The sequence below is a fragment of the Laspinema olomoucense D3b genome (genome assembly GCF_025370785.1).
In the GTDB taxonomy this organism is placed as follows: domain Bacteria; phylum Cyanobacteriota; class Cyanobacteriia; order Cyanobacteriales; family Laspinemataceae; genus Laspinema; species Laspinema olomoucense.
In genome coordinates, this window is sequence record NZ_JAMXFA010000024.1 from 1 (window position 1) to 26,585 (window position 26,585).

At 49.6% G+C, this 26,585-nt stretch carries 22 protein-coding genes; 15 read left to right on the plus strand and 7 right to left on the minus strand.

The window, feature by feature from the left end; genetic code table 11:
* Positions 1-162 precede the first annotated feature (162 nt).
* Entirely contained in the window at positions 163-1,452 is a 1,290-nt protein-coding gene (locus tag NG792_RS17655; RefSeq protein WP_261236246.1) for an FAD-dependent hydroxylase, read from the plus strand.
* Between the two features lie 97 nt (positions 1,453-1,549).
* Here NG792_RS17655 and NG792_RS17660 read toward each other — a convergent pair whose 3' ends face one another.
* Complete coding sequence (locus NG792_RS17660) at positions 1,550-3,379, minus strand: peptidoglycan DD-metalloendopeptidase family protein (protein ID WP_261236247.1); 1,830 nt, start codon at positions 3,377-3,379, stop codon at positions 1,550-1,552.
* 953 nt (positions 3,380-4,332) lie between these two features.
* Here NG792_RS17660 and NG792_RS17665 point away from each other — a divergent pair.
* Positions 4,333-5,985, plus strand: coding sequence for a mechanosensitive ion channel family protein (locus NG792_RS17665; RefSeq protein ID WP_261236248.1), 1,653 nt, complete (start codon positions 4,333-4,335; stop codon positions 5,983-5,985).
* A 56-nt stretch (positions 5,986-6,041) separates the two neighbouring features.
* Here NG792_RS17665 and NG792_RS17670 read toward each other — a convergent pair whose 3' ends face one another.
* The gene (locus NG792_RS17670) at positions 6,042-6,749 is read right to left on the minus strand and encodes a cyclase family protein (protein ID WP_261236249.1); all 708 of its coding nucleotides are present in this window, start codon (positions 6,747-6,749) and stop codon (positions 6,042-6,044) included.
* Between the two features lie 272 nt (positions 6,750-7,021).
* On the opposite strand from NG792_RS17670, the gene NG792_RS17675 reads away from it, so the two are divergent.
* A complete protein-coding gene (locus tag NG792_RS17675) occupies positions 7,022-7,423 on the plus strand; it encodes a hypothetical protein (RefSeq protein WP_261236250.1) in 402 nt (133 codons plus the stop codon).
* Positions 7,424-7,664: 241 nt separating this feature from the next.
* Here NG792_RS17675 and NG792_RS17680 read toward each other — a convergent pair whose 3' ends face one another.
* Entirely contained in the window at positions 7,665-8,723 is a 1,059-nt protein-coding gene (locus NG792_RS17680) for a DUF2157 domain-containing protein (protein ID WP_261236251.1), read from the minus strand.
* A 260-nt stretch (positions 8,724-8,983) separates the two neighbouring features.
* Here NG792_RS17680 and NG792_RS17685 point away from each other — a divergent pair, with 260 nt between their 5' ends.
* From NG792_RS17685 to NG792_RS17695, 3 genes are all read left to right on the plus strand, one after another.
* Positions 8,984-9,898 carry a hypothetical protein gene (locus tag NG792_RS17685; RefSeq protein WP_261236252.1) on the plus strand — a complete coding sequence of 305 codons (915 nt, stop codon included), beginning with the start codon at positions 8,984-8,986 and terminating at the stop codon, positions 9,896-9,898.
* 122 nt (positions 9,899-10,020) lie between these two features.
* Positions 10,021-10,197 (plus strand): hypothetical protein, encoded by a 177-nt coding sequence (locus NG792_RS17690; protein WP_261197582.1) that lies wholly within the window; start codon positions 10,021-10,023, stop codon positions 10,195-10,197.
* An 85-nt stretch (positions 10,198-10,282) separates the two neighbouring features.
* Positions 10,283-10,942 carry an SH3 domain-containing protein gene (locus NG792_RS17695; RefSeq protein ID WP_261197583.1) on the plus strand — a complete coding sequence of 220 codons (660 nt, stop codon included), beginning with the start codon at positions 10,283-10,285 and terminating at the stop codon, positions 10,940-10,942.
* Positions 10,943-11,036: 94 nt separating this feature from the next.
* Here the strand turns inward: NG792_RS17695 and rtcA are convergent, their stop codons facing one another.
* Positions 11,037-12,059, minus strand: a complete 1,023-nt coding sequence (gene rtcA / locus NG792_RS17700; RefSeq protein ID WP_261236253.1) for an RNA 3'-terminal phosphate cyclase — start codon at positions 12,057-12,059, stop codon at positions 11,037-11,039.
* A 69-nt stretch (positions 12,060-12,128) separates the two neighbouring features.
* Here rtcA and NG792_RS17705 point away from each other — a divergent pair, with 69 nt between their 5' ends.
* From NG792_RS17705 to NG792_RS17715, 3 genes are all read left to right on the plus strand, one after another.
* Entirely contained in the window at positions 12,129-13,007 is an 879-nt protein-coding gene (locus NG792_RS17705) for a Tab2/Atab2 family RNA-binding protein (protein WP_261236254.1), read from the plus strand.
* Positions 13,008-13,147: 140 nt separating this feature from the next.
* Complete coding sequence (locus NG792_RS17710) at positions 13,148-14,461, plus strand: TldD/PmbA family protein (protein ID WP_261236255.1); 1,314 nt, start codon at positions 13,148-13,150, stop codon at positions 14,459-14,461.
* Positions 14,462-14,755: 294 nt separating this feature from the next.
* Positions 14,756-17,458, plus strand: coding sequence for a chloride channel protein (locus NG792_RS17715; protein ID WP_261236256.1), 2,703 nt, complete (start codon positions 14,756-14,758; stop codon positions 17,456-17,458).
* Positions 17,459-17,598: 140 nt separating this feature from the next.
* On the opposite strand, the gene NG792_RS17720 is transcribed toward NG792_RS17715, so the two are convergent.
* Positions 17,599-18,729, minus strand: a complete 1,131-nt coding sequence (locus NG792_RS17720; protein WP_261197588.1) for a cob(I)yrinic acid a,c-diamide adenosyltransferase — start codon at positions 18,727-18,729, stop codon at positions 17,599-17,601.
* A 373-nt stretch (positions 18,730-19,102) separates the two neighbouring features.
* Here NG792_RS17720 and fraC point away from each other — a divergent pair, with 373 nt between their 5' ends.
* The 5 genes from fraC (at position 19,103) to NG792_RS17745 (ending at position 23,186) form a co-directional block, all read left to right on the plus strand.
* The gene (gene fraC, locus NG792_RS17725; RefSeq protein ID WP_261236257.1) at positions 19,103-19,627 is read left to right on the plus strand and encodes a filament integrity protein FraC; all 525 of its coding nucleotides are present in this window, start codon (positions 19,103-19,105) and stop codon (positions 19,625-19,627) included.
* Between the two features lie 113 nt (positions 19,628-19,740).
* Entirely contained in the window at positions 19,741-20,730 is a 990-nt protein-coding gene (locus NG792_RS17730) for a DUF5357 domain-containing protein (protein WP_261236258.1), read from the plus strand.
* Between the two features lie 150 nt (positions 20,731-20,880).
* A complete protein-coding gene (locus NG792_RS17735) occupies positions 20,881-21,654 on the plus strand; it encodes an ABC transporter permease (protein WP_261236292.1) in 774 nt (257 codons plus the stop codon).
* Between the two features lie 155 nt (positions 21,655-21,809).
* Positions 21,810-22,640: an ATP-dependent sacrificial sulfur transferase LarE gene (gene larE / locus NG792_RS17740; protein ID WP_261236259.1), complete on the plus strand. Its 831-nt coding sequence runs from the start codon at positions 21,810-21,812 to the stop codon at positions 22,638-22,640.
* A 78-nt stretch (positions 22,641-22,718) separates the two neighbouring features.
* Positions 22,719-23,186, plus strand: a complete 468-nt coding sequence (locus tag NG792_RS17745; RefSeq protein WP_261197592.1) for a phosphate-starvation-inducible PsiE family protein — start codon at positions 22,719-22,721, stop codon at positions 23,184-23,186.
* Positions 23,187-23,214: 28 nt separating this feature from the next.
* Here NG792_RS17745 and NG792_RS17750 read toward each other — a convergent pair whose 3' ends face one another.
* A complete protein-coding gene (locus tag NG792_RS17750; protein WP_261197593.1) occupies positions 23,215-23,376 on the minus strand; it encodes a hypothetical protein in 162 nt (53 codons plus the stop codon).
* Positions 23,377-23,752: 376 nt separating this feature from the next.
* A complete protein-coding gene (gene hcp / locus NG792_RS17755; RefSeq protein ID WP_261197594.1) occupies positions 23,753-25,411 on the minus strand; it encodes a hydroxylamine reductase in 1,659 nt (552 codons plus the stop codon).
* Positions 25,412-25,713: 302 nt separating this feature from the next.
* On the opposite strand from hcp, the gene NG792_RS17760 reads away from it, so the two are divergent.
* Positions 25,714-26,412 (plus strand): Crp/Fnr family transcriptional regulator, encoded by a 699-nt coding sequence (locus tag NG792_RS17760; RefSeq protein WP_261236260.1) that lies wholly within the window; start codon positions 25,714-25,716, stop codon positions 26,410-26,412.
* The last annotated feature ends 173 nt before the right edge of the window (positions 26,413-26,585 follow it).

Below are 26,585 nucleotides of genomic sequence, written 5' to 3' on the forward strand. Positions count from 1 at the left end.
CCCCATCCTCCCCATCCTCCCCATCCTCCCCATCCTCCCCATCCTCCCCATCCTCCCCATCCTCCCCATCTCCCCCACCTCCTCTAGCCTGAAATGGCGATTTGCGGCACAATGATAAGGAATAGGACCTATCTTTATCCGTTTTGAGAAACCTCGATAACCATGCCCTTACAGCAGCTTACTCGCGAAACCAAGGTCACTCCCGGATCGGAATCGGCTTTTGATTATGATGTGGCGATCGCCGGTGGTGGAATTGCTGGCACAACTTTAGCCGCCTCTTTAAAAGATTCCGGTTTAAAAGTTGTGCTAATTGAGGCATTGCCACCGTCGGTTGCCGCATCCCGAAATCAAGTCTATGCTTTGTCCCTGTTGTCCGGGCAAATTTTCCAGGCGGTGGGGGTGTGGGAGAAGATTTTACCAAAAATTACCCCATTTAATCAAATTAGTCTCTCGGATTCTGGACGGGAAGGGGTGCGCTTTCAACCGGGCGATTTAGGTCGAGAAACTCTGGGTTATGTGGGGGAACATCAGGTATTACTCACAGCGTTGCAGGATTTTCTCACAGATTGTGCCAATGTGACCTGGAACTGTCCGGCGGAAGTGCTGGGAGTGGACTACCAACCTGATGGCGTGCTCATAGAAGTCCGATCGCAGGTTGAGGAAAACCCCGAAACCCAACGAATTCGCACCCGGGTCTTAATTGCGGCTGATGGGGCGCGATCGCAGATTAGGGAAGCAGCAGGCATCAAAACTCGGGGTTGGAAATATTGGCAATCCTGTATTACAGTCCAAGTTAAACCGGAAAAACCTCACGCCAATATTGCTTACGAACGGTTTTGGCCGAGCGGACCCTTTGCTATTTTACCCCTAACGGAAAATCGCTGTAATATTGTCTGGACTGCACCTCATGAAGAAGCCAAAGCCTTAGCGGCCTTAGATGAGGCCGAATTTTTAGTCGAACTCCAGAAACGTTACGGGGAACAAATGGGACGAGTCCAACCCATTAGCGATCGCCGAGTCTTTTCCGTACAACTGATGCAAAGCAGCCGCTATGTGCAACCCCGTCTTGCCTTAATTGGAGATGCCGCCCATTGTTGTCATCCCGTGGGGGGACAAGGGCAAAATTTGGGGATTCGGGATGCCGCTGCGATCGCCGAAATTCTCACCCAAGCACATCACCAAGGAGAAGATATCGGGTCCTTGGCAGTGCTTAAACGATATGAACGCTGGCGAAAACTGGAAAATCTGACCATTTTAGGATTTACGGACCTTCTCGATCGCCTATTTTCTAATCAATTCTTACCCGCAGTTACCCTCCGTCATCTCGGATTATGGGGATTGCGAACCCTACCCCCAGTCAAGCAATTTGCCCTCCGATTAATGACAGGACAACTGGGACGACATCCTGAAACCGTGAAAGCGTTATCTGTTCCTTCCCGTTCATCCTTGTGAGGAGCAACAAACAACAAAGGACACGGCAATGCCGTGTCCTGAATCACCCTGAAACCCTGGAAAAAAGCCGAAACCTCAAGCTGTTTCCCCTAACCGTTCACCGCGAATAGACCGCTTGTCCCACCGTGGAATCGACTTGCAGCTTCTGGTGATCGCCAGGAAGATAGGCTAACGGGTCCGCCGCATCGGTGCCAGGAGGATAGATCTCAAAATGTAAGTGAGGACCCGTACTATTGCCTGTACTGCCCATTTCCGCAATCAGTTGACCTTGAATCACCTCCTGACCGGGGCTGACCAAAATGCGCTCATTGTGAGCGTAGCGAGTGAGACTGCCATCGGGATGCTCAATTTCCACTAAGTTTCCATATCCGCCAGAATTCCAGCCGGCAAAGGTGACGATGCCAGTCCCTGCCGCCATAATCGGTGTGCCAATGGGTCCGGCAATATCAATCCCTTTGTGCATTCGTCCCCAGCGCATTCCGAACCCAGAGGTAAAGACGCCTCTGGCGGGCCACATATAGCCTTGAAAGAGTTCAGCGGGTTCTGGAAGGTAGGAACCGGCTGCCGCTAGGGGGGGCAGTTCGGGGACCGGCGCGGGATTCGATTGAATTCTGCTGCGTAAGGTTTCCAAACGGAGGCTGATGCTATTTTCCAGGGGGTCTGCGGATGCTTCAGACAGGGTAGGGGTGACGGGACGAGGGGGTAACAGGGCGCTGAGACTTTCCGAGGGGCGGGGTCGCCCTTCCCAAGTGGGTTGAAAGCGATCGCCCACCCGGACCGCCTCATCACTGGGAACTGCTTGGGAGTCGAGCTCCTCGAAGGTGTGGAGATCGGCTTCGGCCATTACAAATCCCTCCCCTCCAATCCCCCAACGATTGCTGGGTGGAGAGAATCGGGACTCGACTGTAGGGCGATCGCCAGGATGGAAGTTGTCCTGGGAGTCATCCGGATCCTCATGGGTTTCCGGTGATTGAGGAAACAGGGTGACCACGCTTTCTGCAGGGAAGGCAGGAAAAAGGGATGCAGTTATTTGTGGACTTTCCCCGGTGGGGGTTAAAGGAAGCTCGGTTCCGGAGGATTCTGCCTCAACGATCGCCAGTGCCTGGTAAATAAAAGCGGCGACTTCCCCACGGGTGGCGATGCGATCGGGATTAGAAAACCAGTCATTGGGAATCGTCCCTCCATAAAGGTGGCGATACTGTTCCAATTTCTCCAGCAGGAGAATCGCCCCCGCTAGGGGTTCTTGTGCATAGGTGGGAATAGATGCTGCTGATGAAAAATAAGTCTCTACATTTCCTAGGATGTCTCTGGGGGGTTTTAAGTTTAAGCCTTTAACCAGGGCGACTAACACTTGCAATCGGGGGATCGGTTGGTTGGGTTCAACCGCTTGGTTGGGATCGGTTCCCATCCATTCCCGGAAGGAGGCCTCGGCGATCGCACTTTGCCCCCAGTCCTCCTCTGAAACCTCTGCACCCAACGCCTCATCCTTCGCAAGATAGCGGTCTGGGAAGGCCCGTTGCAGCACTGCCGCAAATTGCCCTTGGGTCATCGCTGCATCCGGTTGAAAACTGCCATCCGGGAAGCCGAGAATAATTCCCTCAGCTTGCAGCACTTCAATAAATTCTCGGGCCCAGTGACCTTCTAGGTCGGTTAATGGTCTTTGAGGCTCAAAAGAGGCCCTCAAAGTGCGATCGCTGGGGTGGGAGTCGGTTAGACTCGGATCCAGCATTTTGTCCCGATCGCCCGGGGTGACCGTAGCATAGTGCTGTAATGCTTCCTCACCCGGGTGGTAAGGGTCACGGACTTCGTTACTCGCTGGGGATGCCAGTGCTGGGGACCCTCCACCGGGACTAACACTAGCCTCTTGGGTTAAATCCGCTGTAACAATAGCCGCTAAGGTGCCAATTGCAAGCAGTTGAATGTTCATTGTTCGCCTCCTCAGTCGGACAAAGCGTTAAATTCAGACCAAATCTGGGCATAAAAAAGCCCCCAGATCGTTCCCTGATAGGGTTCGTCATTGGGAAACGCCTTTCTTGAAAGTCGTAGCCTTCACGTGGTCAGGTCCTCTTCTGTGAACAACCGCCAGGGGTCTAGCAGAAATCACCTCGCTCACCTAAATCAGGGTTATCTCTTAGCAATCCATCCTGCTCATCCTGGGTTTCTAGGGAATTTCCTGATTAACTCAGGTAAAGCCCTGAAGAATATTGCAATCTAAATGCCAGTCTGGGGAACCGAAATTCCGCAGAACGGGTCGTCTTGCAACATTCCCTCGGCGATGAGAAAGGCAGGGGATCGCCCGATAAAACCGGGTACTTATTCAAGCTCTATACTCAGATTCGCACCCCCAATCCGTACAATTTTGTAAATTAATTTTCCTGAAAATCATTTTCGGGATTTTTTTTGCGTTGAACTTTCAAGGTTTGAAGAATCTTAAGAATTAATTAAACTGCACTTTGGGCTAAAAAAAAAATTGCAGCTTCACCAGAACAAAAAAGTAGCAGCGCCACTCAGGAAATTAGCTATTTTCTCCAAGAACCAGGCTTTTACATCCTTGGACCGACACCTTACGCTTGGGGGTGCTTGTGGTCACGATTAAGGCGATCAAGCCTCCGGATTTTCCCACGGGTCCCCCTCGCCTGGGGCAACTTTAAAATACAAAAACCCAGAGGATAAGCGAGTCTGTTTTCCTCTAGGGAATGGCAAAATAAGGACAACTAAAATCGACTTTCCATGTCGGGGGAGTCCAAAATCAAGCCATTGAGCTTCGTCGTGAAACCAAGAAGAACCGTTAATCCCTCTCAAATTGGGAACTTTAAACCCCTGATAGGGGCAACAATCATCACTTTGCTGGCCCTGATCGGACTTTTGTCCCTCGCTCCAATGTCTAGTGCTGGAGCCACCGGGAACCCTTCAAATCTGAACTGGGTTGCGCCAGTGGGACAGTCCCCGGAGGCGCTCGCCACGGTGCAACCCGAACCCTACATCGCCCAGTTTCGCTCTGAATGGCTCAATCAGGAACTCCAACAAGCACAAGCTGCCGTTACCTTGGACGGGAGACGCCTGTTCTTTGTCACTCGCGCCGGGGAATATCCCGCTGATGTTCGCGCCAACGTGATTGAAGCGCAGCTCCAATCCGTTGCAGATTCGGCCATGCCGTTTGAGCTAGAGGTGCGCCAAACCAATCAACTGCCCGCTATTTACCTCAACAATCGCCTCTTAGTCACCGTCACTGCTGGGGATACAGAGGATAACTTCACCCCCCAAGCTCAAGCTGAAATTTGGATGCGGGATATTCAACAGGGCTTAGAACGAGCCAAAAGAGAACGGCAAGGTCAATTTATCCAGCGATCGCTGATTCACGCCATTGCCATTATCATCGCCATCTTGGTCCTGAATCGCGGATTAACCCGAATGTGGCGACGGTATCGCCAACCCTTGCAGAATCTGTTTCGCGGCCCCACCCCCGAGGTAGAACCCCAGGGTTCCATCAGTGCAATGGATTTGCTCTTCACCCTCCTGGGGACACTCTTCCGCACCGTCTTAGTCTTGGGGACCATTCTTTATATTGCCAACCTCTTCCCCTTCACGCGCCAATGGAGCTACCGGATCACCGAGGTCCTGATTACCTCCTTTACCACCCCCATTATTACCCTGACCGAACGCTCTTACAGCATCATCGATCTGACGATCATCACAGGGATGCTAATTGGGGTAGTCGCCATCTCAGGAATGGCAACCAATGCTCTGCGATCGCGGGTTTTGCGTCTGGCAGGACTGAATCGGGGTGCAGAAGAAGCGATCTCCATCGTCACCAAATACTCCCTGATCATCATCGGCAGTGTCGTCCTGCTGCAACTCTGGGGGTTTGATATCACCTCCCTCACCATCGTTGCCAGTGCCCTGGGTGTGGGGATTGGTTTCGGTTTTCAGGATATCGCTAAAAACTTTGGGAGTGGAATCGTCCTCGTCTTTGAACGTCGCATTCAAGTCGGCGATTTTGTGGAAGTGGGGGAATATGTCGGGACCGTTGAGCGCATCGGGGGTCGTAGTACCACTATCCAAACCTTGGACCGGATTTTTATCATTGTGCCAAACTCCCGGTTTTTGGAAACTGAGGTGATTAACTGGTCCCACCGCAACCCAGTCTCTCGATTGCATCTGCCGGTTGGTGTTGCCTATACTTCTGATGTTCGCCAGGTGGAAAATGCCCTGTTAGATGCCGCCAAGGGACATCCTGATGTCTTGCTGGTTCCCCCACCCCGGGTATTATTCAAAGGGTTTGGCAGCAATTCTTTAGATTTTGAACTGCTTATATGGATCTCGGAACCCACTCAGCAGTTTGTGATTAAAAGCGATTTGTATTTCCGAATTTTTTCCTTGCTGCACCATATCGGCGTAGAAATTCCTTATGCTCAACGAGATTTGCACGTTCGGTCCGGAACCTTGCCGGTGCAACTTTCCCCCGAACTGGAACAGGCATTATTGAAATGGCTCGATCGCAATGGACATGGCAACCCGGGGGAAATGTCGTGAATCCGTGGGTATCTCCTCTAAACTCTGTGCCACTCCAGGGGAGAACCCCGGGTATTTTAGGGTAAAAATGCCAACACTGTAGCGGGAGAACCGGAACCCTGGACCAACTGCAACGGGGCGATCGCCAGGGTTGTTCCGGTGGGTGGCAACTGGTCCAAATTTGTGAGATTTTCCAGGACAATGCGCGGTTGTTCCAATACTTGCCGGTTAGTGGCAAAGGTCAAATCTTGTCCCCCATCTACCCCATGCGTATCAATTCCTACGCCGCCAATCTGACGGCGATCAAGCAAAAATCGGGTGGTTTCTGGTGCAAAACCGGGAAAGTGCTGCTGGTTGATAAAGGCATCTGGGTCGGACCACTTGTGCTGCCAGCCGGTATATAATAAAACGACTGTCCCGGCAGAGATTTCCCCTTGTTCTGCTTCCCAGGCCAAGACATCAGCGCAACTGAGGGTATAATCGGGATTTTGGGCAGCCATCTCACAGATATCGATCGCCACAGCTTTTACGATTAAGGATTCGGCAGCATAAGCCTCAATTCCCACTCCTTGGGGATAAAAACTATTCGGTGCATTCAGATGGGTGGCGCTATGTTCTCCCATAGAAAAGCGGCGTAAATAATAGCCATCGGTAAACAAGTTGGCGATCGCCTGGAACTCAACGGGTGGATCTCCCGGCCATTGGGGGATATTGGAGGCGATCGGGTGACTCAGATAAATCACCTGGGAATAATTAATGGTTTTGGGAAAAAATGGCGGGTTCATGGTGATGAATGAGGGTCAAATATTTTCACTGATCATACAAGAACCGGGGAGTAAGAATCAGGGATGAGGGATGAAGGATGAAGGCATAAAACCCGGAAATTAAGCAGAAGTTTATTTGATATCCCGGTGAATTGTATGGACCCGATCGCCAAACAATCATCAAAAATTTTAACAGAGTAACCGGATGGAGGGTGAGTGTCCGAGATATAGTGACGAGCGATTGCGATCGCCAAAGTCAACCCTAAGCATTAAATAGACAAAAAATGGAGTTTATGCAAATTTCGACTTGGGTTACGGAACAATATGCAGAAACCTACTTACTGACTTGGTTGCTGAGTCAGTGGGAATTGTGGTGGTGCGAGGGAGAAGTTTACCAAGCTACCCTTTTGACCGATGGCGATCGCCTCCAAGCCTTCGTCCAAAACAGCGAAGGGGACGAATTAATTAAACAAGTGGCTCAAAACTTGACAGAAAAAGCCAGTTGGGATAGAATGGCTACTTCATTAAATCGCATTTTCCAAATTTATCGACAAGAATTGATCCACCTCCCCGTGCTGCGTTACCAACAAGAGTCGAAAGTGGAAAAACACTCTAAAAATGGCAAGACACCAGCCCTCCTCCAACCGGAATTTATTAATCCCTACGCAGACAGTGTAACCGGATTAAATGATTAAGAAATGGGCATTCAACGGTCGGGCGATCGCCAGGGAAAACCGTGGCTTTATTTCTTTTCCTTAATTCCCTGACCTGGCCGTTTAAAAACCACCCCAGCACCGACGCCTATTGTGAAAGCAAACCTCTATATGGGTAAAGATATTTAAGCAAACCTACCTTACCAATATAGAGGTAATGCGTAAATTATGTACCCCCTTCTCCCAGCGGGAAGAGGGGTATTTTTAAGATTTTAAAACCCTGTTATGAACGCCGCCGAGGTAAAATATCGCGAATTGTTCTCGGCAAATTACCCACTATCAATCGTTCGATCGCCTCCTCATTGCGCTGATATTGAATCCCAGCATAAATTACTAAAAGTCCCAATACCATTAAGGTTAAGGGAAATAACAAAGACCCCTGAAAGGTCCGGTAGGATAAATCATATAATAAATAGGAAATGCCCAGGGTTCCAAATACGATAAAAACCCGGCGGTGCAACAAAACAGACAGCAAAATCAAAACAAAATTAATCAATAAATAGATAAAAGGGTTCCAGTAGTAGCCGATTCCCATAAAGGTCATACTAAACCAAAACGATATCAAGCCAAATAAATAAAGCCAAAAACTATAATCTTCTTCAAGGCGGCTGGTTTTTACATCCACGCAGTAGGCTACTATCAAACAACTCAACCCAAACCAGAAAAACACCCAATTTTCTTGGCTATACCACCCGGTTTGCCCCGTATAATAAAAAATGATGGCAGCCGTAACATGAATCGATAAAAATCCCGATGCTAAGGTGATTGGAGCCATTAAAAAAGGAAACTTTATAAACTTAACCGTTATTAGTCCGGCTAAAATAGTTCCTAATTCCATCAAAATTAAACGGCTTGTTTCCTGAATAAAGTATGTAGAATAATCGTCGGCCACATAGGGAGTAGGCCATGATTCTACCTGAGTTAGGAGGCCGAAAATAGCTAGGGGAGTCATGCATACTGCAATGGTAAATAGGAGTCCTCCAGGGATTTTTAAATTTTGTTTAAACCAGAGGGTTTGACCAGCCAGGACAAACAAAAAAGTGTAAAAGCAAGCTAAAAATAACAAACCCTTGCCACCAAACTGCTCCCAAGCTAAAGTCATAAACCAAGTCATGCCGGAAAGCACAATGAAAGCCCCAAAATAGTAGGCAACATTGGCGAAATTAAACTGAGGGCGGTTGCTTGTCCGCTTCTGGAGTGCATTCCAGAGAGATTCTCCTTGTTCGGAGGAAAGAATTCCTTCCGAGACTGCCCAATCGATGTCCTTTTTGAAAATCTTCATAAAACCCGTCACAGAAAGGGTAGATAGGTGGGTTATAACATACCTTCTGGGAGAGCCATCGGGATAGAACTCAAAGGGCAACTTGGTCCTCGGATGGGGAGTAAAGTTCCTGCACCTCCACGGATAATGGCAAAGAGTGGAAACATTATCGGGCCAAAAGCGATCGCCTTAAACTCAGGGAGTCAGCGCCAGAAGAGGTCTCCGTTTGTGGCGATCGCTCCCTAAAATTAAAATAAAGTTTCGCAAGGGAGAGAACGACAGTGATAAAACCGTTAAAAAATCGGACCATTCTGGGCGTAGGACTGGGCCTCTGGGCGATCGCCTCCACGGGATTCAACACCCCCGCCACCACCGCGCAATCCCCCTTACAACTGGCGCAGGCAACTGGCACCCTCTGTCGGCAAGTCACGGAACAACAGGGATTGGCAATTCGTTCCCAACCCAACTCCAATTCTGCTGCGATCGCAGGGGTCGATTTTAATGGCACCCTCACCCTCGCCCCCGGTGCGCGCCAGATTCCCGGTCCCGATGGACGAGTTTGGTTTGAAATCACTGCACCCGTGCCAGGGTACGTTTCCAACGGCGAACCGGGAAGTTCCGGCAATTTTGTCCCCTGTACTGGAAGCGCCACCCCCCTCACCCCCGGCCCCTCTCCCATTATCGGCACAACCTCCCTCTGTCGTCGAGTTGACCCCAATCTGGCCCCCCAAGGCATCAGCGTTCATGCCGATGCCAACCGATTTGCCACCAATCGCGGTGGAATAGCACCCGGAGCACAAGTTTTACTTGCACCAAATGCTCAACTTCTGTCGGATCAAAATCGTGAACCCCGGACTTGGATTGAAATTTCATCCCCAATCGTCGGGTATATCCCCACGGAAAGCTTAATTTACTGCAATGGAGGGGTTTCTGTGAATCCCCTCAATCCCACCCCCGTAAGCGCTAATCTCTGCCGTGAAGTAGAAGGTCGAGAGGCACCAAATGGATTAGTCATTCGCGCCGAACCCACCAGTTCCGCCGCCTATTTAGGTGTTGTTCCCCCCAGAGCCCGGGTGACTCTCATCCCCAATTATCAAATCCTGCGCGATCTCAATTCAGATGCACGAGAGTGGGTACAAATTACGACCCCGGTATCGGGGTTTGTGTCTACAGATAGTTTAATTATGTGTCGATAGGGGAGATGGGGAGGATGGGGGAGATCGGGAGGATGGGGAGGATGGGGAAGATGGGGGAGATGGGGGAGATGGGGAGGATGGGGAGGATGGGGGAGATGGGGAGGATGGGGAGGATGGGGGAGATGGCAAATTCAGTTGTTTTTTCCTGGTTTGTAGGAACGAGTGAAGTTGTTTATGGCTCTTTATTAGAGGGCAACAAAGATTGCACAATTGCCCCTAAAAGAGTGAATGAATTGAGCCAAAAATCCCCTATTGAATTAAAACCTATTCCTCTAATTTACCCTGAGCAATCCTGGTAAAATTGCGTAACCTTTCTCCCTAACCTCAAAATTTGCCGCTAAAATTAAACCCAAAATCTGTTGAAATTGGAGACAAAACTAACCCATGAAATTGTTAAATTTGTGGACAATCCCGATCGCCTTCTTGAGTGTCATGACGATCGCCCTCCCGAAGGCGATCGCCACTCCGCTGGCACAGGCAGAACCCCCAGATCTGTGCCGTCGGGTCACGGAACGTCGGGGTCTAGCGGTCCATCGGACCCCAGACCCCAGTCAAACCCAAATTGGCGGCGTAGACCCCAATGCCACTGTGACTCTAGCTGGCGATGCCGAACCGATAGTCGGTTCCGATGGTCGAATCTGGATTAAAATCACTGCACCTGTTGAAGGCTATATTTCCAATGGTCCCCCGAATAGTGGCGGCAATCTCGCCTACTGTTCCGGAAGTGCCAGACCCTCCCCAGGGACTCCTGCATCCCAACCGACTTCTACCACTCCATCCCCGGTTGCCGCGACTCCTGATATTCCGAATGGTCAGTTTTGCCGCCAAGTGAATGGATTGGTGACACCCCAGGGTCTGGCGATTCGTTCTGCTGTTTCCGGTCCTTCTGAGTATCTCGGAGGAGTTCCCGCTAATGGGCGAGTTCAATTGATTGAAAATTATGAATATATTCCCGATCCCGGAGGAATACAACGCTCGTGGGTGGAGATAGAAGCTCCCATTAAAGGGTTTGTTTCGGTGAATAGTTTGATTCGCTGTTTTTAAGTGATAATTTGGGCAAAAGTTCAATTTTAGGAGAGTTAATCAGGGTGCATTATTTGAGGGGTTGAAGTAAGGCCAGACCTCAAGAGAATGTAAGCTATTGAGGGAAAACCGAAACGAGGTTTTGGTCCGAGTCAATTTCGATTTTAGCCAGACCAAATTGTTCGATGACTCCGGCATTGGTGGTTAAATGTAAAGAAATAGCTTGGGCATGATAGTGGGTTTCAGAAGTGGCTAAGGCGGCGGGTAATAATAATTGGTCGGCGAGATAGACATCAACAGCGGCACCGCTGTGATGAAATTCCAACAAGGCATCACAGGCGCGATCGGCGACTTGATCCGAGGGCAATCCCTGTTTCCCCAGGGCGCTAAATCCAGCGGTGCTATTGCGATAGTCTGCCATCAGAAATAGGCCCGCTCCAGGAGCAACACCTTTTTCTCGGGAGGTTTGGACATGAACTTTCATCTGGGCCTCGCGCAAGCGATTTTCGGCGCGGTTGGCGATGCGTTGGGGGATGTGAGAGGGGAGTTCAGTGACGGCAGCTAATCCTCTCACCTGTCGGAATTTACCCCGTTCCGGGAGATTCAGTCCGGACAGGGGTTGACCTCCAGTTACCCGCAGTTCAATTTCACCCCCACCTCGGGGATACCACCCCCACTTAACTAAGGTGACTTCGGCACAGACTCCCATTCGGGCGATCGCCGGTAAATAAACCTCCTTAATGTAAGGGAAAGTGGGACTAAAAGCCACATGGGTCCCCCCGCAGAGGGTAACCCGCGATTCTCCTGGGGTTAGGGCTAAGGGCAGCAAAATCGTCTGTAAGACTAAACTTACGGCCCCAGCGGTGGTCACATCAAACCGATAGTGGCCCGGTTGAGGGGGGGATTGGGGAATGAATTCTAAATATTGGGAGCCCAGGGAGTCCCCGTAAACTTTGGCATTGCAGAGGGCCGCTGCGGCGCGGACCCCGGTGAGATGTTGGGCGGCTAAACCGGGTTTAGGGCGTCCTGCGCGAATGCGATCGAGGGTTAGGGGAGTTCCGGTGAGGGTCGCCAGACTCAGGGAAGTCCGGAGGACCTGACCCCCCCCTTCTCCAAACGAGCCGTCAATATGAATCATAGATAAACTCCAGTTAATGATACGATCGCTCATAGAGATAGTAGGCTGGGAAAACGGCGCAAAATAGCGATGAGCAAAACGTGGGAACTAGATTTTTACTCCAAACCGATTCTCGATGAGAATGGCAAAAAGCGCTGGGAAGTGCTCATCTGTGAGAGTCCGACCGATACCTGCTCCACGGAAGAGTTGTTGCGCTTTTCAAAATATTGTTCCAGTAGCGAAGTTAATTCGATGTGGTTAGGAGATGCGATCAACGAAGCGATCGCGATCGCTGGCAAACCGCCGACGCAGATTCGCTTTTTCCGTCGCCAGATGAACAATATGATCACAAAAGCCTGTAAGGATTTGGGAATTACCTCCAAACCCTCTCGGCGGACCGTCGCGCTGTACCGTTGGTTGCAGGAACGGATGGACACCGTTTATCCCCTAGAACCGGGGTTCCAAGGGGCTGGGTTAACCCCTTCGGTGCAATTTGAGACCCCGAAACCGGAACGCCTTCCCGATGCGCTACAGGGCGATCGCTGGGCATTTGTCTCCTTGGAGGCGGGTAGCTTTGCAGAAATGCAGGAGTGGGATATTGGCTTTGGAGAAGCCTTTCCCATTTTAGGTGAAAAAAGTTTAGTGCCTCAGATCAGCACAGACACCATTATTCCGGGGCTGATTGTCTTCTCAAACCGGGCGAAAGCCCTAGCGGGATGGATGTCAGGACTAGAGTTAGGGTTTTTGAAACCCGAACTGGAAGAACCCGGACAGGTGGTTTTAGAAACAGGTTTTAATGAGCGATGGATTCTGGCCAATTTAACGGATAAAACCACTCGCGCCGAAGCGGCTGGATTTGCCGAAACCAAGGATAAAGCTCAAGGGGTGCATTTTTTAGCCATTCAAACCGATCCCAATTCGGAATCTTTTGCAGGATTTTGGCTATTACAGGAACTCAACTTAGCGTAAAGTTGTGAAGTGTGAAGTCTTGTGCCGTCCGCAACATCCGGTTGCGCTCTTCTACAAGCGTGAACAGTTGGGGAAAGATATTTCTGATCTTACCCTAGCTGTTTCACCCTTCACCCTTCATCCTTAATCCTTGAATTCTCATGGGGTCTGAACATTTGCAAGCAGAGGAACTGCCAGAACAGCTCTTAGATCTGGCTCATCATGCGGGGGTCGAGGCGGCGGAGGTGTTTCAGTCGCGATCGCACTCTCGCCCTGTCTATTTTGAGGCGAATCGTCTCAAGCAACTCGAAAGTGCTCAATCCGAAGGCACGGCACTGCGACTCTGGAAGAATGGGCGTCCCGGTTTAGCCGTCGCTTATGGGCCGGTAGACCCAAAATCCTTGGTGGACCGGGCGATCGCCTTGAGTGATTTAAACCAGCCGGAAACCATCGAAATGACGGAAAACCGTTTTGCATCCTACCCCGATTTAGGGGAAATGGTGCCGGTGGAACAGTTACTCGACTGGGGAAAAGAGGCGATCGCTTTGGTTCGCGATGCCTACCCGGAAATTCTCTGCAATGGAGAATGGGATTGCGATAGTGAAACTACCCGCCTGCTTAACTCCAATGGTCTGGACTGTCGCTATAAAGACACTACTTTAAGTTGCTATCTCTCCGCCGACTGGATTCGCTCTGAAGATTTTCTGAGTGTATCCGACGGCCAAACCCAACGGGGACGCCTAGAACCGAAGGGCGTGGCTCACCAAATTTTACAACGCTTAGGCTGGAGTCAGGACAATGCTCCGGCAATCAGTGGCCGGGTGCCCGTTTTATTTACCGCCAAAGCAGCGGATATGCTATGGGGAACGGTCCAAGAAGCAATCAATGGTAAGCGAGTCAGGGAGCAATCCTCCCCCTGGAGCGATCGCCTCGGTTCGGCGATCGTCTCAGAGTCTCTCACCATTTCCCAAGAACCGGATGCGGGTCCTTATAGTTGTCCCTTTGATGATGAAGGAACCCCCACCCAACGGATTATTTTTATTCAAAATGGGGTGCTCCAGCAGTTTTACAGCGATCGCACCACCGGGGCATTACTGGGAATTGGCACCACCGGCAACGGATTTCGCCCCGGTTTAGGCAGTTATCCCTCTCCGGGTCTGTTTAACTGGCTCATCCAACCGGGTTCTAAGTCTTTAGCCCAACTGATTGCGGGATTAGATGAAGCAATCATCGTGGATCAAATGCTCGGAGGCGCAACGGGAATTTCTGGGGATTTTTCCATTAATGTAGACCTCGGTTTCCGGGTTAAAAATGGCCAGGTGATTGGGCGCGTCAAAGATACGATGGTTGCTGGAAATGTCTATACCGCTCTTAAACAAGTCTTGGACATCGGGGGAGATGCGGAATGGAATGGCGCTTGTTATACCCCTTCTCTGATTGTAGAGGGCCTCTCGGTGACGGGAAAAACTTATTAGATTCGATTGTCATTTGTCATTGGTCGTTTGTCCTTTGTCATTAAACAAAAGAGCCAATAACCAACACCCACTAACAATTGACAAGTGACAATTATCAATTACTATCCTCCAATGACAAAGGACAAATGACAAATGACAAATGACAAATGACAATTACTATCCTCCAATGACAAAGGACAAATGACAAATGACAATTACTATCCTCCAATGACAAAGGACAAATGACAAAGGACAAATGACAAATGACCCTTAATTCCAATTTCCCCCCCCTTAAAACTCATCACCAACGAGATCATGTGGCTCCAGTCCCTTTCCTCGAATAGTTGGGTAGTGACAAGGCTTAGAGCTTTTTTCCTAAGACCGAAACGCCTTGCTATGTTTGAAGCCTGTTTAATTGGTTTGGTCTCTGGACTGGCGGCGGTTCTCCTCAAACAAGGGGTGGGATGGCTGGGAGGATGGCGGATCTATGCCTCATTCAATCTGCCTTCTTGGATTGGGTTGCCGTTGATTGGACTTATCGGCGGGGCGATCGCGGGCTTTCTCGTCGAACGCTGTGCCACGGAAGCGGCAGGGAGTGGCATTCCGCAAGTTAAGGCAGCCCTGGCTGGGGTTCCTTTATCTCTCGATTTACGAGTCGCCTTCATTAAATTAATCAGTACCGGGATCACAGTGGGATCTGGGTTGACCTTGGGGCGGCAGGGTCCAACGGTGCAAATTGGCGCGGCGATCGCGGCGGAAATTGGCCGCTGGTTTCCCACCTCCCCGGATTACCGACGGCAACTGATCGCCGCTGGTGCAGCCGCTGGTTTAGCCGCTGGATTTAACGCCCCCCTGGCCGGAGTCCTCTTTGCCGTTGAAGAACTCCTCCAGGATATTTCGGCCTTCTCCCTAGGTCCGGCGATCCTTGCCTCATTTATTGGGGCCGTTGTCTCCCGCATCCTCGGGGGAAAAAGTCTGGACTTAAATTTAAGTGCCACCGGCTTTCAAGCCCAATTCACGGCCCCGGAAATCCCGTTCTACCTGATTCTAGGAATTCTCTCCGGTTTGCTGGGGACCCTCTTCACCCAGGGCATTGTCGCGAGTATTAAATTTAATCGCAAGGTGATCCGAGTGCCCCTGCCTTGGCGCATGGGACTGGCGGGATTGATTTGCGGCACGGCGATCGCCCTGTTACCCCCATTATTTCGCAATAATAGCGGCCTGCGGGAGTTCCTGGTCACCGGGTCCCCCACTGCCGCAGCCTCGGCGATCGCCTTCATCAGTCACTTTTGCTTAACCATTATTGCTGCTGGATCCGGTGCACCCGGAGGTTTATTCGCCCCTTCCCTGATTCTCGGTTCGGCGTTAGGCTATCTCGTAGGTCTCTGGGAATTTGCCTTCCTTGGTGCCGGATTGCCCACCACTTACGCCCTAGCAGGCATGGGTGCTTTTTTCTGTGCGGTTTCCAAAGCCCCCATTACCGCAGTCGTGATGGTTTTTGAGATTACCACGGACTTTAATTTAGTCCTCCCCCTGATGATTGGTTCCGTGGTGTCTTACCTGGTCGCGGAAATGGCCGAAAGCGGTTCTCTATACGATAAGTTACTGAAACTCAATGGGATTGAACTCAAAACAGAAGCCACCCCGAATGCAATTTTAAGTGAGATTCGCGCGGCAGATGTCATGCAGCGCCGAGTCGAAACCCTAACCCGCCAAACCTCCATTGAGGAAGTCGTTCAGGCATTCTCTCGCTCTCATCATCGCGGCTTTCCGGTCCTAGATGGGGGTAAATTAGTGGGAATGGTTGCTCAGTCGGATTTGGCAAAAATCTCTAAGCTGAATTTACCCCCAGATACCATCCTGGAAAAGATTATGACTCCCCGGGCAGTGAAAGTCTCTCCTCGGGATACCCTGATGGAAGTGCTGTTTTTACTCAACCGCTACAACCTAAGCCGAGTGCCGGTGACGGAAGGAAGAAAGCTGGTAGGGATTATTACGCGCACGGATATCATTCGGGCTGAAAGCGATCGCCTCACGGGACAACAGGGATTTGGACCCCATCCCGCACCGTCCTATCTGGTCTATCAGACGCGATCGCCCGCTACAGGTCAAGGTCGCTTACTCGTCCCCCTGGCTAATCCGGAAACGGCCCCAGCCTTGCTGCGCTTGGCCGTGGCGATCGCTCATCAGCGCAACTATGAACTGGAATGTCTGCAAACTATTGTCATCTCCCGTCACCAATCCCCAGATGAAACCCCTGTCACAACGATTCCCTCTCGGCGGTTATTGCGCCTTGCCGAACGCATGGGTCGGGATTGGAATGTGCCGGTGCATACTCAAGTCCGGGTGGCCCATGATGTGGCCCAGGCTATGCTAGAAACGATTGATGATCGACATATCGACCTAGTGTTAATGGGATGGAAAGGCAGTACCAGCACTCCCGGGCGGATTTTTGGGAATGTGGCGGATACCATGATTCGTCAAGCCCCTTGTGATGCGATTTTGGTCAAAATGGGTAAAACCTCCTTCCCCCCCTCGCGACGCAGACCAGAAACCCCGCGTTCAGGCAAGATTTCTGTCTCTACAACTGGACGGGAGCGCACTATCCCGGCTCATCTGTCGTTTCAACGGTGGCTGGTTCCCATTCGGGGTGGCCCCAGTGGTTTAGCAACAGTGAAATTACTGCCCGGATTGATATCGATGACCGCTAATCCTGAAATTCGCCTCTGTCAAGTGTTTGGGCCTGGAACTTATAAGGCGGATCAGGGGGTCCTGGACCAGGCCCTGGCCTTTCTGGAACAGCAAGTCCCCTGTCCGGTGATTTCAACCTCCCTCTGTGCCAACTCGGTTGAGGATGCGTTGATTGATTTGGCCCAAAAAGACCAATGTGATGTGATTGTCCTGGGGGCCAGTCGTGAAGGGTTACTGCACTCCGTGGTGAAGGGGAATATCCCCGAGGCGATCGCCCGCAATTGCGATTGTACAGTGATCCTCGTTCGCACCGGCACCGCGAGTTAAAGGGGGTCATTGGTCATTGGTCATTGGTCATTGGTCCTTGGTTCTTGGTCCTTGGGGCTTTCGTTTAATGACAAACGACAAAGGACAAATGACAAACGACAAAGGACAAACGACAAATGACCAATGACCAATGACCCAATTTAAAAATCAACGCCGCGCTTGAGTTCTACCCCTTGATTGGCATAATGTTTGTGACAGAAGACTTCTGAGTGAACACTGGCTAACTCAAAGTAGGCGGGAATATTTTGACAGCGCCCGGTGATAATGATTTCCGTGTCTTTGGGTTTGCGGAGTAAGGCATCAACAATGGGTTGCACTTCCAGCAGTTCTAAGTCAACGGTGGGATTGAGTTCATCCAGGACAATGGTTTTGTAGAGTCCCGAGGCGATCGCCGATCGCGCAATTTCCCACCCCCGTTCTGCCTCCACGTAGTCAATTTCTTTCTGTTGACCCCGCCAGACAATGGCATCGCCGCCACAGCGCTGATGATCCACTAGATTGGGGTAACTGTGACGCAAGGCGGCGATCGCAGCATCTTCCGTATAGCCACTTCCCCCCTTCAACCACTGCACAATCAGCACCCGATGGGATTGATCCTGACTGATTCCCTTCCCGATCGCCTGCAACGCCTTACCCAAGGCACTGGTAGATTTACCTTTTCCAGCCCCTGTATAAATTTCAATCCCATCAATGCCATTTTCCACCCCTCCGGCATGATAGTGGGACTTCATTTCCGAATGTAAATCCGCAATCTCTAATAAAGCTGGGGGTGTCGATCGCCCAGTGGCAATAATTTCTAGATGTTCCGGTTTATCCTTAAGGGTCCGAACCACCTCCTCGGTAGAGAGTAATCCTAAATCCAGAACCGGATTGATTTCGTCCAAAACCACCACCGAATAGAGACCCGAGGCGATCGCCCCTTTTGCCACATCCCACCCCCGTTGCGCTTCCAGTCGGTCAAACCGCGTAATTTCATCAGGTCCAAAAAACTCCGCCCTTCCCGTGCGAACCTGATCAATCAGATGAGGAAAACCCCGTTGCAGAGCCTCGATCGCCGCATCTTCCTCATAATGCCGCGCCGGACCCTTGAGAAACCGCAACAGCAGCACTCTGCTTTGCAGGGGCGTATTAATGCCCAAGCCAATCGAACGCAGCACGACTCCAAGGGCCGCCTGGGATTTCCCCTTTCCCGCACCATCATAAACGTGAATCTGACCTACAATGCGCTCCTGCGAAACAGCCGTGCGAATGCCGATGCCAGTTCTTGTCATAGCTCGTTTGTATTTTATGAATGCCTTCTCCTTCTATTATCCGAGTTCTCGTCCCCTTTTCCCTAATTCCCGGGAGATGGGGAGGATGGGGAGGATGGGGAGGATGGGGTTTGGTGGGAGGATGGGGAGGATGGGGAGGATAACAACAGCAAGTCGTGACGTTGAACATCTCCCCCACCTCCCCTATCTCCCCTATCTCCCCCACCTCCCCTATCTCCCCTATCTCCCCTATCTCCCCTATCTCCCCTATCTCCCCCACCTCCCCATCTCCCCTATCTCCCCCACCTCCCCCATCTCCCCCATCCTCCCCATCCTCCCACCAAACCCCCTCCCAGTCAGGTAGAATAGGCAAGATTAGGAGCCACTTGCAATTATGGTTTTTCCTCTGCCGACTATTTTACTTCAAACCTTTTTTTTAACAATTTCGGTCGCTATTGAATCGTCCGTATTTTATGCTCGCTGTCAAGTCAGCCGCAAAACTAGCGTTGAATATGCCCTTGCAATTAATTTAATTTCGGTTTGTGTCGGCTGGATATTCTTCTTCTACATTGAACCTTTTCTTTCTCCCCGTCTGCGAATCCAAGTCATTAGCTATGTTTTTTTAAATCAACTGGGAGAGGGGGGGCTTTCTGTAATTTTTATTATTGGATTTTTCGTGTTTTGGGCAGATTTTTCAATTAAGCTAATTAGCTTAAATTTATTCAACCGGGTTGTTGATTCGGCTTACCCCCTCCGAGCAGAAGTAGACTTACAAGACGATTATATGTATTCCAGTCGCAAAGTTAAAAAAGCCCCCGAGCGTCGGCAATCAATGGCGGTTTTATGGGGTCATTCCTATAGTCATAGCGTAATTCTATTAGTTTTATGGTTAAAGAATATTGAGAATATGGGTTTATAAAAAGCGACAATAAATTATCTAAAAACAAAATGTAAATTTATCACGTAATTAGGTATAATTATCGCTATTTTAAGTAATTTTTATTCCTGTAATCCACCCTTTTAACTGGCAAAATGCTCAAATACTGTATCGATAGATTGCGACCCCCCCGACCCTTTTCGTGGGAAACCTTTATTTTATTAAGTGTATTTTCTTGGTTGTTGGCTGCCTTTTCCTGGCTGCTGGTTCCCCCTGCTTTGAATGCCTATCATTTCACCCATACGGGGGGATTGATATTTTTTGTGCTAGGAACGGCTTGGTGGCAATGGGAACGACCGATAATACTATTGGGTATCAATATCGGCCCTTGGATTGTGGGATTATTACTCAGTCTTGTGTTGTTCGATGATTTACCCGAAAATTGGCGAGATCAAGCGATTATTGTCACTTGGCCGCTGCTGACTGCCTGGGTGCGGTCTGTGCCTAAATTTTTTAGAGGGAAACTCTTGCCAAAGTGGCCTCCTATTTCAATTTGGAAAGAATTAACCGTAATGTTTTTATTTCATCTTTTGATGAGTTTATGGTTACAATTCGGGTTTTTAATGAATCAGTGGCTAATGGAGTATCCCAGTTTATTAGGACAAGATTTTACGCGAAGTTCATTTGCGATCGCCTGGGAAATTGAAGCCCCGGAAATCCCCCAAGGAAATATGATGATTAACTCGATGGAAGCCTTCCTCCGCCAACAAATAGAGGGGCAACAGTGGCCCCGAGCGAATCAAGTGATTTCGGGATTGGTAGAAAAACGAATTTCCATTGATAAAGCAGTTAAGGAAAGTTTACCGGATATTGAAGAAAATGAATGGTGGGAACTGCGGGGAACGGTGATTCAGCGTCAAGCGGGATATGGTATCACTTTATTCGCCATTTGGAAAGGGTTGCCGTTAGCAGCAAAGGAATATTACCTAGCGAAATCCTGCGAAATCTCTCGGACCTATCGTCAACGGGGACCGGCGAGCAGTCGCCCCCCCGCAGAGGTGTTAGATCGGGCGCAGGTGGAGTGCGGACCCGCCAGCGATCGCCAATCCGGACCTATCCCCTCCCAAGGGCAGCGCTTCGATTAAAATTAAAATACAAATAGAGACGTGATTCTCATCCCTAGATTGACTGGGCAACATCTCTTGATTTTTCTATTGCATTTTAGCCCCTATGCCTTTAAAATTTGCTCATAGCAAAATCCAGAACAGTTGAAATTGCAACGCGGAGGTGTGTTGGTGAACCCAGGCAGAACGTTAGCGATCGCAAACAATGTCTTTTGGGAAGTGATTCGCGCTCGCGTCCTCTATTTTATCATGGTGTTTGGGTTATTTTTTATCGGGGCAATGCGCCTTATCCCAGAATATGCCGTACTCACTGAGGACAAAATTCTTTTGGATTTAGGAATTGCGGCGATCGCCATTTTGGGATTAATCGTTGCGGCATTTGTGGGAACTGCACCGATCCAAAACGAAATCGAAAATCGCACGGTTCTAGTCTTGCTGGCTAAACCAATTAGCCGCGCGGAATTTATCGTCGGCAAACATCTGGGACTCTGTGCCGTACTTGGGGTACTGATTACGGTGACGATGGCGTTATATTTAGGTTTGATGAGTTTATCTCAGGTGGACTATCCCCTGTGGAGTCTGCTCGTTGCGGCGTTTTATCTATTTTTAGAACTGTCTTTACTCACGGCAGTGGCGATCACCTTAAGTGTCTTTACCAGTTCGTTACTGGCAACCCTCCTGACTTTTGCCGTTTATGCGATGGGACACCTGAGTGAGGATATTGTTACCGCCGGTGAACTTAGTCAAAATCCTACGGTTGAAGCAATTACCCGAGGCTTATATTTAATCTTACCCGACTTATCCCGGTTAGACCTCAAAAATCAAGCGGTTTATGGGATATTACCCGATACAATGACCTTGATTTTCAATTTCATTTATGCCTTATTTTACATCATCCTCCTGTTGGCGATCGCCAATTTAATATTTTCCCGGCGGGAATTTTAAACCGGCATCTTTCTATCTATTCCTAGGGTTTCGGTCCCGGGTGAAATCAAGCCAATAGCTGATAATTTCCGGAAATTTTCTACAAATACCGAGTTCCAAACCCCTGTACCGACCTCCATTTTGACTCCATAACTGTTTTTTTAGCAGAATCACTCATGCAACAACTCCAACAGCTTCAACAAATTTTTCAAGAAATGGACCGGGCATTAATTGCCTATTCTGGCGGCATTGATAGTACCTTAGTTGCCAAAATTGCTTATGATACCTTGGGAGACAAAGCGTTAGCGGTTACAGCAGTTTCCCCTTCTCTGCTTCCGGAAGACTTAGAAGATGCGCGGATTCAAGCGGCAGAAATTGGAATTGCTCATGAAGAAGTAACTACCCAGGAAATGGGGAATCCCAATTACACCTCTAATCCCGTTAATCGCTGTTATTTCTGTAAAAGTGAACTCCATGATACTCTCAAACCTCTGGCGATATCCCGGGGATATCCCTATGTGGTGGATGGGGTGAATGGGGATGATTTGCACGATTATCGTCCGGGGATTCAAGCGGCGAAAGAACGAGGGGCGCGATCGCCTCTTGCTGAAGTCGGACTCACGAAATTACAAGTGCGTCAACTGGCAAAATTCTTAGACTTGCCTTGGTGGGATAAACCCGCCCAACCCTGTTTAAGTTCTCGCTTTCCTTATGGGGAAGAAATCACTGTAGAAAAGCTCCAAAGAGTCGGTCGCGCCGAGCGCTATTTGCGAAAATTAGGGTTTAAAAATCTCCGAGTTCGGTCCGAAGGCGACAGCGCCCGAATTGAATTACCCCCGGAACAAATTAAGGAATTTGTATTAATTACGGATTTGCCTGCGTTAGTGGCTGCCTTTCAAGAGTTAGGATTTATTTACATTAATTTAGACTTAGAAGGGTATCGCAGTGGTAAACTCAATCAAGTCCTAACCCCCGAGGTTCTGGCAAAAGCACCGGCAGGGGTATAGGCGACAACCGGGGTCCCCGGCGGAGCCTTCCCCCTGGCCCCCCTACTGTGTGAAGTTCTTTTATTTTTAATTTAAACCATGAGTCGCTGGACAAGAGGGTATCACCGAATTAGCCATTATTGGCGAGATAATAATTTTGTTCATCTCACGGAACAAATCCAGATTGTTATCGCTAAAATCTTGTCAATTTTAATGATTATTATCATTTTAGTGGCGCTTTGGGACTTGATGATATATTTGGCTCAAATTCTGTTTACTGAACCTGTCGGCTTTTTAACGAATACTTTATTTAAAATATTTGGCTTATTCCTAAATATTCTGATTTCTATGGAAATCTTAGAGAATATTACAGCCTATATGAAAAAGCATACGGTTCAAGTTGAACTGGTCATTGTAACGTCTCTAGTTGCTGTTGCCCGAAAAATTATTATTTTTGACCTGGAAAAATATTCTGACTTTGCTTTACTGGGTTTGGCTGTTGCCATTTTTGCCCTATCGATTAGTTACTGGATTGTTCGCACTCTCAACTCTGACCCCCGAGGCTGAAGCTAAAGGTGCACCCTGGCAGTTTGGCCTAAACCAGTCTCTGGGTTGCACCTCGCATGATTCCGGCAGGATTCACCACTCGACCCTCATCACTCATGCGATTAATTAAATAGGAAACGGAGGCCATATTAATAAAAGAAGAAGTAAACAGAGCGACGGCTGCAACGCTTAACTGGGTCGTGGTTTTCATAGTTTCGTGATTTAACGGAGTCTATTGAATGGCTGGGAGCCTCGCGACTCTTCCCCAATCGGGATGAATCGGAGTTCTGCCCAATTACTTTGCCAACGGTAACATTTTCTGGCCAAATTCACGAGGGCATTTTTGCGTAGGTAAACCTCCCTAAATTTAACTAAAAAAAAGCCCGGTTGATAAACCGGGCTGGTTAAAAATCCAACAACAGGCGCATTCAGGTCAGGTTAGGCTAAAGAAACAAAGCTAGGGGCGGGCTAATAGACTTCTGGCAAAATTATAAAAAGCCCCCCTTCGTAAGGGGGGTGGGGGGGATGAATCCGTTATTTTGCAAGAGGTCTAATTTTCAACCGAGAGGAAAACATCGGATTCCAGATTAGGCATCAGCCTGGACACTCGTCCCTAAACAGGCGGCTAAATCTTCCTCGGGAGTGCCGATCTCCTTGAGATTATAAGTCTGAGAAAGTAACTGAAACACATTGGGAGAAATAAACGCCGGAAGCGTTGGCCCTAAGCGAATATTTTTAATTCCCAAATGGAACAGGGTGAGCAAAATCGACACTGCTTTTTGTTCATACCAGGACAAAATCATCGAAAGCGGCAGTTCATTCACGCCCACCCCAAACGCATTCGCTAAGGCTAGGGTAATTTGCACGGCGGAGTAGGCATCATTACATTGACCCACATCCATCAAGCGCGGAATGCCGCCAATGTCGCCGAGTTCTTTATCGAAGAACCGGAACTTGCCACAAGCTAGGGTCAGCACAACGCAGTCTTCAGGGACTTTTTCTACGAATTCGGTGTAATAGTTGCGGCTGGGTTTGGCACCATCGCAACCGCCTACGAGGAAGAAGTGGCGGATATCTCCTCGTTTCACAGCGGCGATGACTTCATCGGCAACACCCAAGACGGCATTCCGGGCAAATCCGGTGGTGACTTGGCGGGGGTCTCCGTTATCGGTAAATCCTGGCATGGATAAGCTACAGGCGATCGCGGGACTAAAGTCGCGGTTTTCAATATGGGTCAGTCCGGGCCAACCCACAGGGCCACAGGTGAACACGCGATCAATATAGGTGTTGTGGGGGGGCATCAGACAGTTGGTCGTCATGACGATCGCCCCTGGGAATTTGGCAAATTCTCGGGTTTGATTTTGCCACGCGGTGCCATAATGACCATACAGATGGGGATATTTCTGCTTGAGTCCGGGATACCCATGCGCCGGTAACATTTCCCCGTGGGTATAAACGGAGATTCCCTGGTTGGCGGTTTGTTTGAGGAGTTCTTCTAGGTCCTTAAGGTCATGACCCGAGACGAGAATCGCTTTACCCGGTTGGGTTCCCAGAGGAACGCGAGTGGGGACGGGATGACCATAGTTTCCCGTATTGCCGCTATCGAGGAGTTCCATCGCCAACAGGTTGATTTCCCCTACTTTTAAGGCGATTTTTACCCAGTCTTCTAGGGTCAAATCTACGGAGTCAAGTCCAGCTAAGGCTTCATGGCAGAAGGCGTAGAGGCGATCGTCTTCCTGTCCCAGTTCTTGTGCATGGTAGGCGTAGGCGGCGATGCCTTTGAGTCCATAAATAATGGTCAGTTTGAGGGAGAAAATATCAACGTTTTTGGCGGCTTTGGAGATAAATCCATATTCTATATCCCGCCCTTGTTGGACTAATTGATCGAGGGTGGGGGCGGGTTGCAAGGTGGCGGGACCTTCGGGAAAACAAACCTCGGGGGCGACAGCTTGCAGTTGCGCTTTCAATCCATCCCGCAGGGCGATCGCCTGATGGATATATTGAACAAAACTTTCGGGGTCGAAGTTGACGTTGGTGAGGGTTGAAAAGAGGGTTTCGCAGGTAAAGCGATCGGCTTGACGGTTAATAATTCCGTATTTCCGGGCGGCGATCGCCACTTGTCCCAGTCCCCGCAATAAATGGGTTAATAAATCTTGCAGGGCATCCACTTCGGGACTCTTTCCACAGGCACCCCATTGATAACAGGCTTCTCCACCGGCAGTTTGTTCGCATTGGCTGCAATACATGATGTTACCTCTCGGTCGCTTTCGTCTTGTTATCTCTACTTTAAGTTGGCCCTGGGGGAATGTCTTTGACTTAAGTCAAAGAAAGCCAGATTTATACTCAATTCGGTTCTCATCTAGGACTCAGGCAGATTTGCCGCATTAATTTTCAATGTAGGGGCATCCCGGGCAACTCGCACCTATAGGGATAGAGAGGTCATGATAGCAGTCCTGGGGGTGTGAGTTTTTCTCAACCCCATTCTGGAACAGCCGGTTTTGCCGGTACAATCAAATCAATGAGTTGATCCTGTGCCGGGAATCCAGTATTGAAAGACCAATCCTTTGATAAACAAGCATTTCTTGCCCAAACTCCCCTGTTTCAGAGTTTACCCCCAGACCAGCATCAGGCCCTCGCCCAGATTGCGATCGCCCAATCCTATCGGAAAGGAGAGGTTTTGTTTTGGGAGGGAGAGGATGAAAGCGTTGGTTTTTTCATCGTGATTTCGGGTCGAGTTAAAGTCTTTAAGCAATCTCCCTTGGGCAAAGAACAGATTTTACAAATCTTTGCGGCAAGTCAGCATTTTGCTGAGGTGCCTGCTTTTGATGGTCAACCCTTTCCCGCTTCTGCTGCTGCCCTAGAGTCCACTCAGGTGTTATTCTTTCCCCGGACTGCCTTCGTGGCCTTGATGCAAGCTCATCCTAATATTGCCATAACTTTGTTAGGAATTTTTGCTCGTCATCTGCGCTGGTTGGCTCTTATGGTGGAAGATCTGTCGTTGAAGGATGTGCCGCAACGCTTGGCTGCTTATCTTCTTTATTTAAGTGATTCACCCCAGGGGACTTTGGAACAAGTGGAACTGGATATTACAAAAGGGCAATTGGCTGCTTTTCTGGGGACGATTCCGGAGACTCTCTCGCGGGTGTTTGCGAAACTTAGCAGTGAGGGAGTCTTGGAGATTGAGGGGGCGCGGATTCGCTTGCTAGATTTGTCCCGGTTGCGGGCTTTGGCGGGGATGTCGGAGTGAGGGTGAGGGATGATGTGGCTGGGAGAGAACCTTTATACCTGGAGTTGGGGGAAACACAAAGCATAGTTCACCGGGCGGTTTCCTCTGGGGTTGGGGAATTGGGGATGCCTCACGATCGCCGCTTTTTATCCCTAGTTTTGTCACTTTTTATTGCAAGAATTGATTTTTTCTAT